Raw genomic sequence first — 13764 nt, 5'->3', positions numbered from 1 at the left:
TAGCCCACAATCTACGAAAATTGGCTGCCTGATCAACAGCCAATTTTTTTTGCTGGTCAAAACGGGTTTATTTGACCTGTTTTTCCTTACCAAAAGGGCTGCCTAGATGTTCTTTCCAGACAGCCCCAGGTCATCGGTGATGAGATTAATCGGAAAAGCCAGAAAAGCGATGGTGCTGTAAGCCGGCTCAGCGCAATACCACGGCCACGGCAGGGGCGGGTAGGTGATGTAGAAAGGCAGGCAGCGCCAGACCACAGCCAGTGCAACTGCTAAAGCCAGTAAACCCACGCCAAAACCAACGAGAGCGCCCCTTCTGGCAAAGCCTGCCCAGGCCGGAAAACGACCTGCCGGCAACGGCGGCGGACTGGACGGCTGGTCATCCGTCGAAATCAAACTGGATCGGCGTGGATCTCCCATCGCCCCTCATCTTTCGGATCGCCTGTCATCATTTTGCAAAATCATTTTTGTGCTCTTTCCAACAGCAGCCTGTAAGCCGGTTTTGGAGAATTGTTAATTAACGGTGCGCGCTTGACCTGCGGCGAGCCAAGCACAGCGAAGCGAAGCCATCAGGTAGAGGCACGGGTTGGGCAGGCCCATGAACAAAATATGGAATCTGGTTTCACGATGTTACTCCTACAACGTCCTTATCACCACAATTCACCTTCACGCCACTCCGCAGAAAGTGGTGCATTTAGGTCTAGCGGCGGTGTTTTCGGAAGACGTAGAATCATCACCTGTTCTTGGTCTGGAGATGGCAACAAGTCTGTTTGAGTTCTGATAAACAACGGACCGTGCCAAAGCTCCCAACCAAGTCGCTCATAGAATGCAACGCTGGATGGAGAAAGAGCTGCCAGTTCATAGTCCTGAATCTCATCAGCGACGCGTTTCATAATAGCTGTTGCAAAACCACGACCGCGATAGGCTGGGTCTGTGGCAAGCGCTTCGATGTACGCCGTGCGCAAAAGAGGACTGTTTCCAACTTGCAAATCGCGGGTCACCCATAGCGCATGGCTTGCAAGAAGGCCATTATGGTAACCAAGAACATGAGTTGCACCAACAAAAGTGTTGAACAGTGGTTCCAAGTCTTCCTCACAAGCGCGGTTACAGAGCGCGATGATGGGTTTCCGATCTTCATCTGACAAAAATGCGCTCTGTACTACCTGGATGGTTAGCTGGTTATTCATGCGCTCAATTGCTGTTTCTTTACCAAGATACCCATTCATGATTGCCGGCCTGCCCAACGGCCTGCCGCTCAGCCGCGCCGCCGAAGGCGGCGTCGGCTGCAGCGGCGGGGCTGGCAAGACACCTTCACCTAAAAATCAACTTCGCTGGCTCGCGGCGCATACCCTGAAGCGGCGAAGCCGCTGCCTTCACTGAGCGTAGCGAATGTGTCCGTTGCAAACAGTGTTAGCCCGCGTTTATTTTAGAACAGTTTATCATGTCCCAGGTTCTGTGGTCGGTTGTGGCGGTGGTGGCGGTGGAAGAATTGGCTGCCCTTGTTCAGCAGGCTGACCTTTCTGAACAGTTGGCGCTGAGACAAGACCCGGAAAGTACAGGCTGAACTCATAAAGCACTCGCTCGTCCTGCAGCACGCTCACATACATCGCTGGCGTTCTGGGCGTGATCATATCACTGCCGCTTTGCACTATGGCATAGGGTTGTCTGTCGGTGTAATTCCTATCCGCCTGCCAGACATACACCCTTATCGTCCAGCCCGCTGGCAACTTGCTCAAATCAAGTGCATGAAGGGAGCATAGATAAAACCCGTCGCGTGTCAGGTTGGTGGAACAGCCGATTTGCGATAGAACCGTTTCCACGGGAACCACAGTGGCAGTGGGTGTTTCTGTCGGTGTCAGGGTTGCTGTGGCTGTGCTGGTGGCGGTTGGCGCAGATGTTGGCGTCAGGGTTTGCGTAAGCGTTGCGGACAGTACGGGTGTATTTACCACAGACATTGGAGCAGGATTAGCAGAGACATCGCTCAACGATGGCGAACAAGCCGAAAGCATGAAACTGACGGCTATCGTTGCCGCTGTGACAAAAGCGGATAAATGCTTTAGCCATTTCAGCTCTCGTAACTTTCCTTTCATGACAACCCTGTGATGCAACATCTTACCAAGCGGGCTAATGGAAAAGCTTACCTGCACAGTGCAGCGGAAGCAGCATCAGGTTCAAGCGCGGATTATGCCGCCTCTTACTGTTGCGTGCGTCTCTTCCTTGAGGAAATTCTGTAATACCTCCTCTGAAAACGGCGGATAACCACTCTTAAGTTCCTTTTCAACAAATAGCTGAGCCACTCGCTCAAGTGTTTTGTAACTCAGAGGATCGTATTTCCTGCTTTCCTCCTCGACATAGTTTCTTGCACAAAGCCAATATCGATCGAGCCAATATGAGAAATGAACGAATGCGAGGTCAGCATCGATTGCTTTGCGTTCATATAGGAAAGCTATAGTAGAGAATAGTTCAAGCAAATCCTCTAACTCATAGTTGGGTCTCTCGTTGCTCAGTAGCTTCTGTGCAGCAACTTGGCGAAGCGCTTTAAACTCGGGAGAGTGGAGCTTGTCATCTAACCTAAGCAACAGATCAACTTGCAGGGCAAGCCTATCCCTTCTTATCTCGACAACAAGCGCAATAATGCTTACGAGTACAGCCAATATGCTGAATAGTGAAGTGAAATCGCTGATCGATATCCGCATTTCTCTACCCTGTGAGCCTTAAGACGAACTTGCTGTATCTCCATAATGGAGATGCAAGGCGGGCTAACGCCCCAGGTGAGCGACGGGCGGGACTTTGGCGGCACGCCTTCGAGGTCAGAGTGCCTTCGGGCGCACGCTTACCCTCGGACGGGGGAATCCCCGCCCGTCCGCTCCACCTGGTTGTTAGGTTGCGCTAAACAGGAAAATATAATTGCCATGTTTATTATGGTGGTGGGTAAGGCCCGAGTGGTTGTGGCTCCTTGTATTCCATTGGTGCTGGATAGGGGTTTGGGGAGTTCAACGGATTCCCGGTTGTTCCTCCGCCATTTAGTATCAGTGGCAAAAATATCAGAGCAGGGAATTTGATTTCAACTAATTGGAAGCGTTTGTTAGACCCTAAATCTATTGTGCTAAGGGGTTTGTCAACTTCATCAAAACCTCCTGCGTTAGAGTGATAAGTGACATAGAGATCATTCTCATCCTCGTCGGTAACTATCATTGTATGAAAGCTTATCCATTCCCCGTTATCTTCGTATTGAATCTGTATCACATCTCCTGGAGAAAGAAAATATTTGGCAGTAGATACACTTGTTGTCCATCCATGAGGGATTGCATAATCGTTCTGATATGCAAAATAATCTCGAAATGGCCATGGAACGCTCCAGCTCGTTGACCATTCCCAATTGCGAAAGTCACCAGTACACCACCATGGAGGAGATGGATTTGATTCGACGTACCATTCTGTGCTTGTATTCTCATGTTTACATCCATCACCACTCCCCTTCTCAATAAATCCGCCCGCTTTCATCGCTTGACTCACAAAATTAGTACAGTCATCAGCTCCGAAGTCAGGGTAGGCTGGGTTTCGACTTGTGCCCCCAGATATACTCCACTGATAAGCATAGGCAATTGCATTTGAACGCCCCAATGATGTTGAAAGGTTGATAGCTGTCAACCTCTGCTCTCCAAATTTTTCCGGCGAGGCTGCTTCTTCTGTGTCTGGCTCGTTATAGTCTCCATATAGACCTTTGTACCCCGAATACTTCCAGGCATAATCGAGCACATAGTCTAACTCTTCCTGGTTCTTGACGAAATTCGAGCCATTTCCTGTTAACTCAGGATATTCACCCCATACAATGCCCCGCATGAATATTTTGTATTCCTCTGTACCAGGTTCTATATCCATTCCTTTTGAATCTATGAAAGATTGGATGATTTGTTCCGCCTGTGTTTCCGTTTGCTCATTAATCTCCGGTAATGGGTTGATGGCAATTCCCAAAACAGCTAATAGAAGTAAGATAACTTTGGTTACGTTCATTGTGAAGTTCCTTTGCTTTTCTGGAAGATATGCTTACGTTAGTTGTTGCCTACAGTCATTTGTTAGATTCAGTTGTTGGTGCTGCTTCTTCTGTGTCTAGCTCGTTATAGTCTCCATATAGACCTTTGTACCCCGAATACTTCCAGGCATAATCGAGCACATAGTCTAACTCTTCCTGGTTCTTGACGAAATTCGAGCCATTTCCTGTTAACTCAGGATATTCACCCCATACAATGCCCCGCATGAATATTTTGTATTCCTCTGTACCAGGTTCTATATCCATTCCTTTTGAATCTATGAAAGATTGGATGATTTGTTTAGCTCGAAGTTCTTGCTTGGTTGGCATATTTTTTGCTACCCAAAATACAAGAGCGAATCCTGCAATTGCAAGCAGGAGTAGTAATACCATTTTTATTATTTTGGTTCTCATTTTGCGCTTCTCCTGACTATTTTTTGTGAGCGTGCAAATCGGCACGTGTTAAATCTTAGCAACCTAACAACTAAGCTGAGCGGCGGGGCGGGCGGGAACGGAATTACCTTCGGGACCTGCGATAACCCTTCGAGCGCACGCATACCCTCGGGGGAGAGTCCCGCCCCGTCCGCTCCAGCGCCAGGTTGGGCCGCATTATTTGATAATCCACTTCAAACCGCATGTATCATGGCAAAGGAGTTCCTGCCTCTACAATTATTGGCGGTATTGTCCGGTCTTCTCGTCGTAAAGCAATGTGCTCCATCGCGGCCTTGACATCGAAGTAGGATGCAAGGTTATTTATTCGTTCTTGCACATCAGATGGGAAGAGATTTTGAATATCCAGCCCATAGTCTGTTCCATCTCTGGGGATCACGACTTCCTCAATTCTTCCATCAGGCGACAGCTTAATAACAACAGGAACGCTACTAGCTGTGCCTGAGGCCGTGCTAGCAACTTGGCATAAGGCCCACACATAGACTTCTTGTTCATTATGCCCCAGAATCGACCATTCGCATAAACCTTCACTTTCTGATTCGGATGGATAAGCACCAGCCAGTAAAACCTTTGCTAAGGCTTCTTCGTATTCAACCCATCTATAAGTTGAAGTTTGCACTGGCGTTTGTGATGGCACTGCCGAGTTTACAGGAAGTTCGCTTATCCCCTTTGATTGTGTGCAAGCGGATAAAGCAAAGGCTGTGGCGAATAATACGAATAAAATGAACTCATTTAGTGAAAGAGAGTTTTTTGGCATTTCGAAACCTCACATATTTAAATGTTTAACCCTACCTGACATAGACATGAGAATTGGGTTTGTAAGTGTTCGAGCAAGATAATGGGTGCGTTTTGGTAGTCGCGCAAATCTTTGTTGTCTGATGTCAGGTAGGGTGGTGTGTGATGAGATCTGCTATTTGCTACTTTCGGTATCCCGAAATGGTTATTGAATACCAAGTGTACCCACTATAGTTTGAGAGTGGGTAATGGTAACGGTCGGTATCATGTGCGTCAACAAGGATGTTGGATGGCACATGGCAATCACCTGCGATTGAGACCACCACTACGGTATGTTTCCATGTTCCGCTCTGCTTCATTGTAACCACATCCCCCTTGGAAAGATTGCAGGTATAGGCCCCCGAACTGTATCCATAAGGGCCTTTTCCAGTATTCGAGGTGAGGAAGGTATAGAGGCCCCCTACATTAACCCACGGATATGAGCCACTATGCGTGTAAAAATCATAGTACCACATTGTATTGTAGTTTGTGGGGTCTGACATCGTATGCTCAGTGCCCTCATAAATCGCTTGGGAAGCAAAGTTAGTACAATCATTGCCCGATTCATCATGGTAAGTGGGGTTTATTGAGTTCCACCAAGTGTCAGCATAACTTGCGGCTAATGTCCGTTTGTAAGAGTAAGTGGCTTCTGGTTGCGCCGATTGACCTGTAGTGCGCCCCAAAAACTGGGCATCACGATTAATCTGGATGTTCCTTAGAATATCGTCTTTTGTTGATGTCTCTAATAGTTCGATTGTTTCGTCGCGATATTGATCATTAGAGATTTTCCAACCCCCGTTCATGTTCTCTAGTGTAATTGTATGTTCCAGATTTGCCGTCCTGGAAGGTAATGTAGGATTGGAGGTAAAAAACACTTCATTACTTTCCAGCAACTTGGCTACAGCTTCATTGCCGTTTATTTCAATGCTTTGATAGTCGAGAAAGAACTTGTACTCAAGGTAACTTGTCTTGAAAGTTTCGGCAATAAAGAGTTCAACATCCTGCCTATCCTGTTCTTGACGAAGCCATTTCTCAGTTGATACATTGTCAGTCGTGGTAGCTAAAGACGAGAAATCAGCAGGCTTAAGCGATTTTAAGGCTTCGTAACGTAACTGGAAGTAAGAATTTATGGTCTCTTTGATTTTGCTCTCCTCCTGGCTGTCTTTATCCGAAGCTGAAGCCACTGTAAATGTATTAAAACTGAATAGAAGTACCAAGATTGTGGCCGCGGAGATTGTAAGCTTTTTGATATTCATTTTCTGTCTCCTTAGTTTGTGATTGTGGTGAGTTTCCAGCTCTATGCATTTCGGCTCTTGCTCACATAGTATTGTGCTGTGAGCCACACGCTCCTGTTTCGTAGAAGTACGCCGGCGCTGACCGTGATATAGGTTTTCATGTTGCCATGCCATTGCCCTGGACAGGCTCACGCCCTCTACGCGGGGTTGTGACTCTATGAAAACCATTGTTGGTATATTGTCTTACTATTGTGATTGTTGTGACACTGCGGCCCAACTATTAATTATACAGACTTCTGATACACTGCATTTTTGCCGTATACTCATTCTAAAAAAGCATGTTATGCTGCTATTATGCTTGATTATCTGAAACCCTCCGATTAGAATAAATGCTATATTAATTATAACATCCCCACATGTAAAAAGATTAGCTGATCTTACGCCTGATCCATCCTCTCCAAAACCCAGAAAACTGCTCGACCAGATTCGCGATGCCACTTGCCTGAAACATTATTCTCCCACTTTCGCCACCCCTGAACAGTCAATCAAAAAAGCGCTCTCCAGTCCTGGAGAACGCTTTTAATATTCTTTTATTGAAGCGTGTTTATCGTGCGCCGTCAAGCACCGGCCGAAACTTATACCCGTAAATGATAATGCCGCGTTCATTGCCATCCGAGCGAATCTTGCGGGTGACCATCTCCACCGGCATGCCAATTTCCACCTCATCCGCTTCCACGTCCGTCAACTGCGCGGTCACCACCGGCCCTTCCTCCAACTGCACCAGCGCCACTGTGTAGGGGGCGGTTTCTTCAAAGCCAGCCGGCGCTTCGGTCACGTGCGTGAACGAATACACCTTGCCCCGCCCGCTAAAGGTGAAGGTGGTGCGGGCATCATTCCCGCAGTGCGGACATACATCTCGCGGCGGGAAGATCTTCCCTTCGCAATGCGGGCAAATCTCACCTTGCAGCGAGTAACGCTGTTTCTTCAATCGCCAATGTCGCGGAATTTCCATGATTTTTCTCTCCTTCTACTTTGTAAATCAATCCAGCATACAGTCTATCGGCCTGATCCTGTCAATTCCTATCAAGAATCATCCGGATTCCTATCAAAACCTATCAAACCTCATCGCTTTTCCAACACATGGGCAAAAGCGGATGAAGCCGGCCCGCCCAAATTGAGTGTCAACGCCATGCGAGCACCGGTAACCTGATTGGCGCCCGCCTCGCCGCGCAGTTGCTGAGCCGCCTCCACAATCTGGTACACACCTGCGGCTCCCAGCGGATTGCCGCGGCCCTTGCTGCCGCCCATGGTGAGAATGGGCAGACGCCCATTCAACCGCAAGTCGCCATTTTGGCCCAAACGCCAGCCTTCACCGCGCTCGGCAAATCCGGCCGCTTCCAGCCCCAGCACGGCGTAAATCGAAAAAGCGTCATCCATCTCAAATAAATCCACCTCGCCCGGAAGAACACCGCCCATTTCACAGGCACGCTGCACGGCGTAACGAGCGGCATCGAAGGCTAGTGGGTCGGGCCGGTCATGCAGCGCCAGCGTATCAATCACCCCGGCTGAACCGCGCACGCGTACCAGCGGGTGGCGGATACCGGCTTCTTGTGCCTTCTCAGGGGTGGTCAGCAGCACCGCTGCAGCGCCATCGGCGTAGGAAGCCTGATCGTATAGATTGAGCGGGTCGGCAACCGGCTCGGCTTTCTCATAAGTCTGCTGGTCAATGGCCCGCCGGTACATGGCAAACGGGTTGTTGACCGCATTGGCATGCGCCAGCACCGGAAACGCCCCAAACGCCGAACGGGGCGCCCCGTACTGATGCAGGTAACGCTGCATCAGCAAACCGGCCTGTCCGGCCAGGGTCAACCCGACCATCGCCTCATAATCGGCGTCCATCGAAATTGCCAGGGCGGCCTCTTGCTCGCTGCCAATCGCATCGGTGTACTTTTCTACGCCAACCACCAGTGCCGCATCCACATAACCGGAAGCCACCGCCATGAACCCCATCTGAAAAGCAGCCCCACCGGAGGCCTGGCCAGCCTCGCAGGTGAAGGCTTCAACGCCGGTCAGACCGGCGTTATCGGCCAGCAAGGTGCCGAGATTGGACTGGTGCGAGGTCACAATCGCCAGATAGTTTCCCACATACAGGGCATCGGGCATCAGACCGTTGGCATCCCGGCGGGCGGCCTTTATCGCCTGATAGGCCAGCGAACGCAGGGAAATATCCCACAACTCGCCAACCCGTGTCTGACCGATACCGGCAATCACCACTTCACGCATGGTTAGCCTCCTCAATCCGCCAGCTTGCCGCGCAGCCGGACGTACATGCCGTAATCAATTTCGGTACGGCGGGCAATATAATCCTGCGTTTGGAGAGCCAGCCGCTGGCGTTCGACCAGCGCTTCGGTAGTCCGGAAGAGGAAAGCATCCGAACCGGCGCCTGAGCCAAACGAGACCACCAGGATACGGTCGCCGGGTTTGGCGCAATCCAGCACAGCCGAAAGCCCGATCATCGCCGCGCCGGCGTAGGTGTTGCCGATCACCGGAGAGAGCAGGCCGGGCTGAATCTGCTCCGGTGTAAAGCCTAGCATTTTGGCTACCCGCTGCGGAAACTTGGTGTTGGGTTGGTGAAACACCGCATACTGGATATCCGCGGCAGTCACGCCCAAGTCCTTCATTAACTGCTTGCCGGCTTCGGTAATGTGCTTGAAGTAAGCCGGGTCACCGGTAAAGCGCTGCCCGTGTTGAGGGTAACGTTCATGCGCCCGCCGCCAGAAGTCGGGGGTATCGGTCACATAGGAATAGGTACCCTCCACCACCGCCAGCGATTCTTCCGCCGGACCGAGGATGTAAGCCGCCCCTCCGGCAGCAGCGGTATATTCCAGTGCATCGCCAGGACGTCCCTGAGCCGTATCCATGCCAATCGCCAGCGCGTAACGACCCATCCCAGCGGCGACCATTGCAATCGCTGCCACCATCGCCTCGGTGCCGGCTTTGCAGGCAAATTCCCAATCACCGGCTTGAATGCTGACCGGCGCACCGATGGCTTCCGCAACAACCGTTGAACTGGGTTTGACGGCGTAGGGGTGTGATTCCGAGCCCACCCACACGGCGCGAATCTCGTGAGCGTGAATGCGGGCGCGCGCCAGCGCATTGCGAGCGGCTTCGATGGACATGGTAATCACATCCTCATCCGCCCCGGGCACCGACTTCTCGCGTACCGGGGCTTCGTCCTTGCCGCCTTTCCAGATGCGCGCCACTTCACGCGCCGGAAGGCGGTAGCGCGGCACATAGGCGCCGTAGCCGACAATCCCAACCGGACGGGCGGGTTTGTGTGCCAGAATAGGGGTTTCAGGTTTTTCCATAATACAACGCTCCTTTTTTATGGACTTCTTTCAACCAAAGAGGGAGACCTTTCAACTTTCTCCTCGGATTTCCTTCAAAATCTGCTGGGCGCGGTCAATCCGCACCACTTTTTCGCGCACCATTTGTTCTGCCACGCGGTTGACCAGCTCACCGCTGGCGCCTGCGGCAATCGCCACCTGACGAGCATGCAGACTCATGTGGCCGCGCTGAATGCCCTCGGTCGCCAGCGCACGCAAAGCAGCCAGATTCTGGGCCAGCCCCACCGAAACGATGATTTCGGCCAGCTCACCGGCGGCTTTGACACCCATCAAGCGGATCGCCGCCTGTGCCGCCGGATGTACACGGGTTGCCCCGCCGACAATGCCGACTGCCATGGGCATTTCCAGCGTCCCGACCAGATTGCCCTGCTCGTCCTTGCCCCATGTGCTCAGGCTGGTATAACGCCCGCTGCGAGCGGCGTAGGCGTGGGCGCCGGCCTCGATTGCCCGCCAGTCGTTGGCGGTGGCAATCACCACCGCGTCCACACCGTTCATAATGCCCTTGTTGTGGGTGGCAGCGCGGTACGGGTCGGCGGCCGCAAATGCCCACGCGGCAATGATGCCATCTCGCACCTGTTCGGCGCTGAAATTTTCAAAAGCCAGTTCCTCCAGCCGAATGGTCACGCGGGCACGCGCCAGACGGCGTTCGGCCAGATTGGTCAGAATACGCAAATGCGCCCGTCCGCCGGTGATTTGCTCAACCCGCGGCGCCAGCCGTTCCAGAGCGGTGTTGACGGCATTCGCGCCCATCGCATCCCGCACATCGTAAATCAGGTGCAGCACCAGAAAAGTGCCAATCGGCGAGGCCTCGATGATGCGTACCTCCAGCCCGCGCGGCCCGCCGCCCAGGCTCGCCAGCACCGGGTCAATTTGAGCGGCTTCAGCCAGCAGTTCGTCCCGCGCTTCCAGCAGGCGCAGGCGGGCGGTTGGAGCATCCGCCACTCCTAAAATTTGAATTTGCCCGATCATCTCCGGCGGATCGGCTTTGGCAACAAAGCCGCCGCTGGAACGAGCCAGTTTTGCCATAAAGGAAGCGCTGGCTACCACCGATGGTTCTTCCAATACCATTGGCACCAGCACCTCACGCCCGTTGACGATGAAATAACGGGCAACCCCCAGCGGCAGCCCATAAACACCGATCACATTCTCAATCATGTGATCGGCCTGCTCAACCGTAAGGCCGGCTGAGCCGCTCAAGGCTGCCAGAGCGGCTTCATCCAGTTGACTTTGAGCGGAAATCCATTTCAGCCGTTCGGCTGGCGGTAAGTCGTAAAATTTTGCCCGGTTTTGTTCAGGCATGTTGAAAAAATTCCTCCGGCAAATCAAATTGGGCAGGTTTTCAACCAAAACCTACCGTATGTTACCCCCAAAGGTCACTCAAAATCTATCAAATTTGTGCGGAAAGATTGTACAAAACTGAGACAAAAGCCATACACACCGGACAGAGAGGGTGAAAGGTCACCACGCCGCCTGCGGCGGCTCGAGGTGACGTAAACCAATTAATGTCACCCCAAGCGTCAGCGACACTTGCACCGCACTACACACATTAATGTCACCCCGAACGGAGTGAGGGGTCTCCCAGCCGGCCTCCGTGATGGTTTGGCGGGAGACCGCCACGCTCGCTTCGCTCGCTCGCGGTGACGTAAACCAATTAATGTCACCCCAAGCGTCAGCGACACTTGCACCGCACTACACACATTAATGTCACCCCGAACGGAGTGAGGGGTCTCCCAGCCGGCCTCCGCAACGGCTCTGCCGGAGACCGCCACGCTCGCTCCGCTCGCTCGCGGTGACGTAAACCAATTAATGTCACCCCAAGCGTCAGCGACACTTGCACCGCACTACACACATTAATGTCACCCCGAACGGAGTGAGGGGTCTCCCAGCCGGCCTCCGCAACGGCTCTGCCGGAGACCGCCACGCTCGCTCCGCTCGCTCGCGGTGACGTAAACCAATTAATGTCACCCCAAGCGTCAGCGACACTTGCACCGCACTACACACATTAATGTCACCCCGAACGGAGTGAGGGGTCTCCCAGCCGGCCTCCGCAACGGCTCTGCCGGAGACCGCCACGCTCGCTCCGCTCGCTCGCGGTGACATTAACTCAATGACCGCCGCACTCGCTCGCGGCGACGTATACGCGATTAATGTCACCCCGAGCCTCAGCGAGGGGTCTCCCAGCCGGCCTCCGCAACGGCTCTACCGGAGACCGCCACGCTCGCTCCGCTCGCTCGCGGTGTCATTAACTCAATGACCGCCGCACTCGCTCGCGGCGACGTATACGCGATTAATGTCACCCCGAGCGTCAGCGAGGGGTCTCCCAGCCGGCCTCCGCAACGGCTCTGCCGGAGACCGCCGCGCCGCCTGACGGCGTCTCGCGGTGACGTAAACCGGCGCTCAGTGAACCCTGCCTGAATTCCTCAATCCGGAATGGCGTTGGCTTCAATCACCTGCCGGTACCACAACGCACTGTCTTTGAGCAGCCGGCGTCCGCTGGCGTAATCCACCCACACCAGCCCAAAGCGCTGCGAATAACCCATCGCCCACTCAAAATTATCCATGAACGACCAGACGAAATAGCCCTTCAACGGAACGCCGGCCTCAATGGCGCGGTGGGCAGCCGCAAGGTGACCATGCAGGTAAGCGATGCGCCGTTCATCGCGCACTCGTCCATTTTCATCCGGCGCGTCCGAAAAACTGGCGCCGTTTTCGGTGATGTAGATTTGACGCGGTCGGTAGGTCAGCCAGACTTGCAGCAACAAATAGAAAAGACCCTGCGGGTAAATCTCCCAGCCCGTTTCCGTAAAGCCTTCGGGCGGGTTGGCAGTTGGGGCGATATTGTTGATCAAGTCCTCACTACCGGCGCGCAGCACCCCGCGGCGGTAGTAATTCAACCCCAAATAATCCAGCGGCTGGCTGATCAAATCGTAGTCGCCCGCTTGAAGAAAGTCCAATCCCTTGGGTAAATGCCCGCGGCGAATGTGTTCGCTGACCACATCGGCCGGGTATTCGCGTCCGTAGAGCGGATCGAGGAACCAGCGGTTGTGGTGGCCATCGAACCAGCGGTAAGCGGCATAATCCTGCGGTGCATCGGAAGCCGGCTCGGCGGGGATGGGGTCAATCACAAAACCCACGTCGGCTTTGGGGCAGTTGGCGCGCAGTGCCTGCACTGCCAGCCCATGCGAAAGCAGCAAATGGTGAGCGGCGCGCAGCGCCGTGTACCAGTCGCATATCCCCGGAGCATGAATACCCAACTGGTACCCCAGCAGACTGGCACAGGTCACCTCGTTGTGAGTCGTCCAGTCGCGGATACGGTCACCCAAGCGCCGGCTGATCGCATCGGTAAATTCGGCAAAGGCGTAAGCCGTTTTGCGATTGCTCCAACCGCCTTCATCTTCCAACGCCTGAGGCAGGTCCCAGTGGAAAAGGGTTGGATAGGGAGTGATCCCGGCGGCCAGCAGGCCATCCACCAGCCGTTCGTAAAAATCCAAACCGGCCGGGTTGACCCTGCCGCATCCTTCGGGCAAAATGCGCGTCCAGGCAATGCTGAAGCGGTAAGCCTTCAACCCGATTTGCTGCATCAGCGCAATATCTTCTGGCCAGCGGTGATAATGATCGGCTGCTACATCACCGGTATCCCCGTTGAGCACCTTACCGGGCGTATGCGCAAAGCGGTCCCAAATCGATTCGCCCTTGCCGTCTTGATCCCAGGCACCCTCAATTTGATAGGCAGAGGTGGCTGCCCCCCACACAAACCCATGTGGAAAAATCCGTTTTGACATCTTCTTATTCCTCGCGAGTAGAAGCAGATGCTTTATCTTAACACAAAATCTCCCCCCTGCGGGGTGCAGAGGGGAGATCAAAATCATAC

15 protein-coding genes are annotated in these 13764 nt (G+C 53.2%); 3 read left to right on the top strand and 12 right to left on the bottom strand.

Translation table 11 applies throughout. The features are described from left to right. Positions 1-102: 102 nt before the first annotated feature. Complete coding sequence (locus AC812_RS00795) at positions 103-417, bottom strand: hypothetical protein (RefSeq protein ID WP_061913371.1); 315 nt, start codon at positions 415-417, stop codon at positions 103-105. A 230-nt stretch (positions 418-647) separates the two neighbouring features. After that, the gene (locus AC812_RS00790; RefSeq protein ID WP_061913380.1) at positions 648-1184 is read right to left on the bottom strand and encodes a GNAT family N-acetyltransferase; all 537 of its coding nucleotides are present in this window, start codon (positions 1182-1184) and stop codon (positions 648-650) included. On the opposite strand from AC812_RS00790, the gene AC812_RS17400 reads away from it, so the two are divergent. The 3 genes from AC812_RS17400 (at position 1183) to AC812_RS00785 (ending at position 2100) form a co-directional block, all read left to right on the top strand. Further along, positions 1183-1377, top strand: a complete 195-nt coding sequence (locus AC812_RS17400; RefSeq protein ID WP_145962481.1) for a hypothetical protein — start codon at positions 1183-1185, stop codon at positions 1375-1377. The genes AC812_RS00790 and AC812_RS17400 overlap by 2 nt on opposite strands. 61 nt (positions 1378-1438) lie before the next feature. Beyond that, positions 1439-1561 (top strand): hypothetical protein, encoded by a 123-nt coding sequence (locus AC812_RS18230; RefSeq protein WP_272897776.1) that lies wholly within the window; start codon positions 1439-1441, stop codon positions 1559-1561. Between the two features lie 266 nt (positions 1562-1827). Next, positions 1828-2100 carry a hypothetical protein gene (locus AC812_RS00785; protein WP_062158739.1) on the top strand — a complete coding sequence of 91 codons (273 nt, stop codon included), beginning with the start codon at positions 1828-1830 and terminating at the stop codon, positions 2098-2100. Between the two features lie 68 nt (positions 2101-2168). On the opposite strand, the gene AC812_RS00780 is transcribed toward AC812_RS00785, so the two are convergent. The 10 genes from AC812_RS00780 to AC812_RS00735 form a co-directional block, all read right to left on the bottom strand. Continuing rightward, complete coding sequence (locus tag AC812_RS00780; protein ID WP_061913367.1) at positions 2169-2693, bottom strand: DUF4760 domain-containing protein; 525 nt, start codon at positions 2691-2693, stop codon at positions 2169-2171. 223 nt (positions 2694-2916) lie between these two features. Beyond that, a complete protein-coding gene (locus AC812_RS00775; protein WP_061913365.1) occupies positions 2917-4011 on the bottom strand; it encodes an amidase domain-containing protein in 1095 nt (364 codons plus the stop codon). Between the two features lie 55 nt (positions 4012-4066). After that, positions 4067-4441: a hypothetical protein gene (locus tag AC812_RS00770; RefSeq protein ID WP_061913363.1), complete on the bottom strand. Its 375-nt coding sequence runs from the start codon at positions 4439-4441 to the stop codon at positions 4067-4069. 226 nt (positions 4442-4667) lie between these two features. Continuing rightward, entirely contained in the window at positions 4668-5234 is a 567-nt protein-coding gene (locus AC812_RS00765; protein WP_061913361.1) for a hypothetical protein, read from the bottom strand. A gap of 160 nt (positions 5235-5394) precedes the next feature. After that, on the bottom strand, positions 5395-6507 hold the full coding sequence (locus tag AC812_RS00760; protein ID WP_061913359.1) for an amidase domain-containing protein: 1113 nt from the start codon (positions 6505-6507) through the stop codon (positions 5395-5397). Positions 6508-7090: 583 nt separating this feature from the next. Next, on the bottom strand, positions 7091-7498 hold the full coding sequence (locus AC812_RS00755; RefSeq protein ID WP_061913357.1) for a Zn-ribbon domain-containing OB-fold protein: 408 nt from the start codon (positions 7496-7498) through the stop codon (positions 7091-7093). Between the two features lie 110 nt (positions 7499-7608). Then, positions 7609-8769, bottom strand: a complete 1161-nt coding sequence (locus AC812_RS00750) for a thiolase C-terminal domain-containing protein (RefSeq protein ID WP_061913355.1) — start codon at positions 8767-8769, stop codon at positions 7609-7611. A gap of 11 nt (positions 8770-8780) precedes the next feature. Further along, positions 8781-9854, bottom strand: a complete 1074-nt coding sequence (locus AC812_RS00745) for a hydroxymethylglutaryl-CoA synthase (protein ID WP_061913353.1) — start codon at positions 9852-9854, stop codon at positions 8781-8783. Positions 9855-9905: 51 nt separating this feature from the next. Next, positions 9906-11192, bottom strand: coding sequence for a hydroxymethylglutaryl-CoA reductase, degradative (locus AC812_RS00740; RefSeq protein WP_061913351.1), 1287 nt, complete (start codon positions 11190-11192; stop codon positions 9906-9908). A gap of 1121 nt (positions 11193-12313) precedes the next feature. Beyond that, on the bottom strand, positions 12314-13675 hold the full coding sequence (locus AC812_RS00735) for a GH1 family beta-glucosidase (RefSeq protein WP_061913349.1): 1362 nt from the start codon (positions 13673-13675) through the stop codon (positions 12314-12316). Between the last annotated feature and the right edge of the window lie 89 nt (positions 13676-13764).

The sequence above is a fragment of the Bellilinea caldifistulae genome (assembly GCF_001306055.1).
Classification (GTDB): domain Bacteria; phylum Chloroflexota; class Anaerolineae; order Anaerolineales; family Anaerolineaceae; genus Bellilinea; species Bellilinea caldifistulae.
This window is presented reverse-complemented; position numbering and strand designations above follow the sequence as displayed.

What these genes read in the sequence shown, in the direction of transcription:
- AC812_RS00755 (WP_061913357.1), bottom strand. Translation starts at nt 7,498, where the DNA reads ATGGAAATTCCGCGACATTGGCGATTGAAGAAACAGCGTTACTCGCTG.
- AC812_RS00760 (WP_061913359.1), bottom strand. Translation starts at nt 6,507, where the DNA reads ATGAATATCAAAAAGCTTACAATCTCCGCGGCCACAATCTTGGTACTT.
- AC812_RS00745 (WP_061913353.1), bottom strand. Translation starts at nt 9,854, where the DNA reads ATGGAAAAACCTGAAACCCCTATTCTGGCACACAAACCCGCCCGTCCG.
- AC812_RS00780 (WP_061913367.1), bottom strand. Translation starts at nt 2,693, where the DNA reads ATGCGGATATCGATCAGCGATTTCACTTCACTATTCAGCATATTGGCT.
- AC812_RS00775 (WP_061913365.1), bottom strand. Translation starts at nt 4,011, where the DNA reads ATGAACGTAACCAAAGTTATCTTACTTCTATTAGCTGTTTTGGGAATT.
- AC812_RS00735 (WP_061913349.1), bottom strand. Translation starts at nt 13,675, where the DNA reads ATGTCAAAACGGATTTTTCCACATGGGTTTGTGTGGGGGGCAGCCACC.
- AC812_RS00795 (WP_061913371.1), bottom strand. Translation starts at nt 417, where the DNA reads ATGGGAGATCCACGCCGATCCAGTTTGATTTCGACGGATGACCAGCCG.
- AC812_RS17400 (WP_145962481.1), top strand. Translation starts at nt 1,183, where the DNA reads ATGCGCTCAATTGCTGTTTCTTTACCAAGATACCCATTCATGATTGCC.
- AC812_RS00765 (WP_061913361.1), bottom strand. Translation starts at nt 5,234, where the DNA reads ATGCCAAAAAACTCTCTTTCACTAAATGAGTTCATTTTATTCGTATTA.
- AC812_RS00770 (WP_061913363.1), bottom strand. Translation starts at nt 4,441, where the DNA reads ATGAGAACCAAAATAATAAAAATGGTATTACTACTCCTGCTTGCAATT.
- AC812_RS18230 (WP_272897776.1), top strand. Translation starts at nt 1,439, where the DNA reads ATGTCCCAGGTTCTGTGGTCGGTTGTGGCGGTGGTGGCGGTGGAAGAA.
- AC812_RS00790 (WP_061913380.1), bottom strand. Translation starts at nt 1,184, where the DNA reads ATGAATAACCAGCTAACCATCCAGGTAGTACAGAGCGCATTTTTGTCA.
- AC812_RS00750 (WP_061913355.1), bottom strand. Translation starts at nt 8,769, where the DNA reads ATGCGTGAAGTGGTGATTGCCGGTATCGGTCAGACACGGGTTGGCGAG.
- AC812_RS00740 (WP_061913351.1), bottom strand. Translation starts at nt 11,192, where the DNA reads ATGCCTGAACAAAACCGGGCAAAATTTTACGACTTACCGCCAGCCGAA.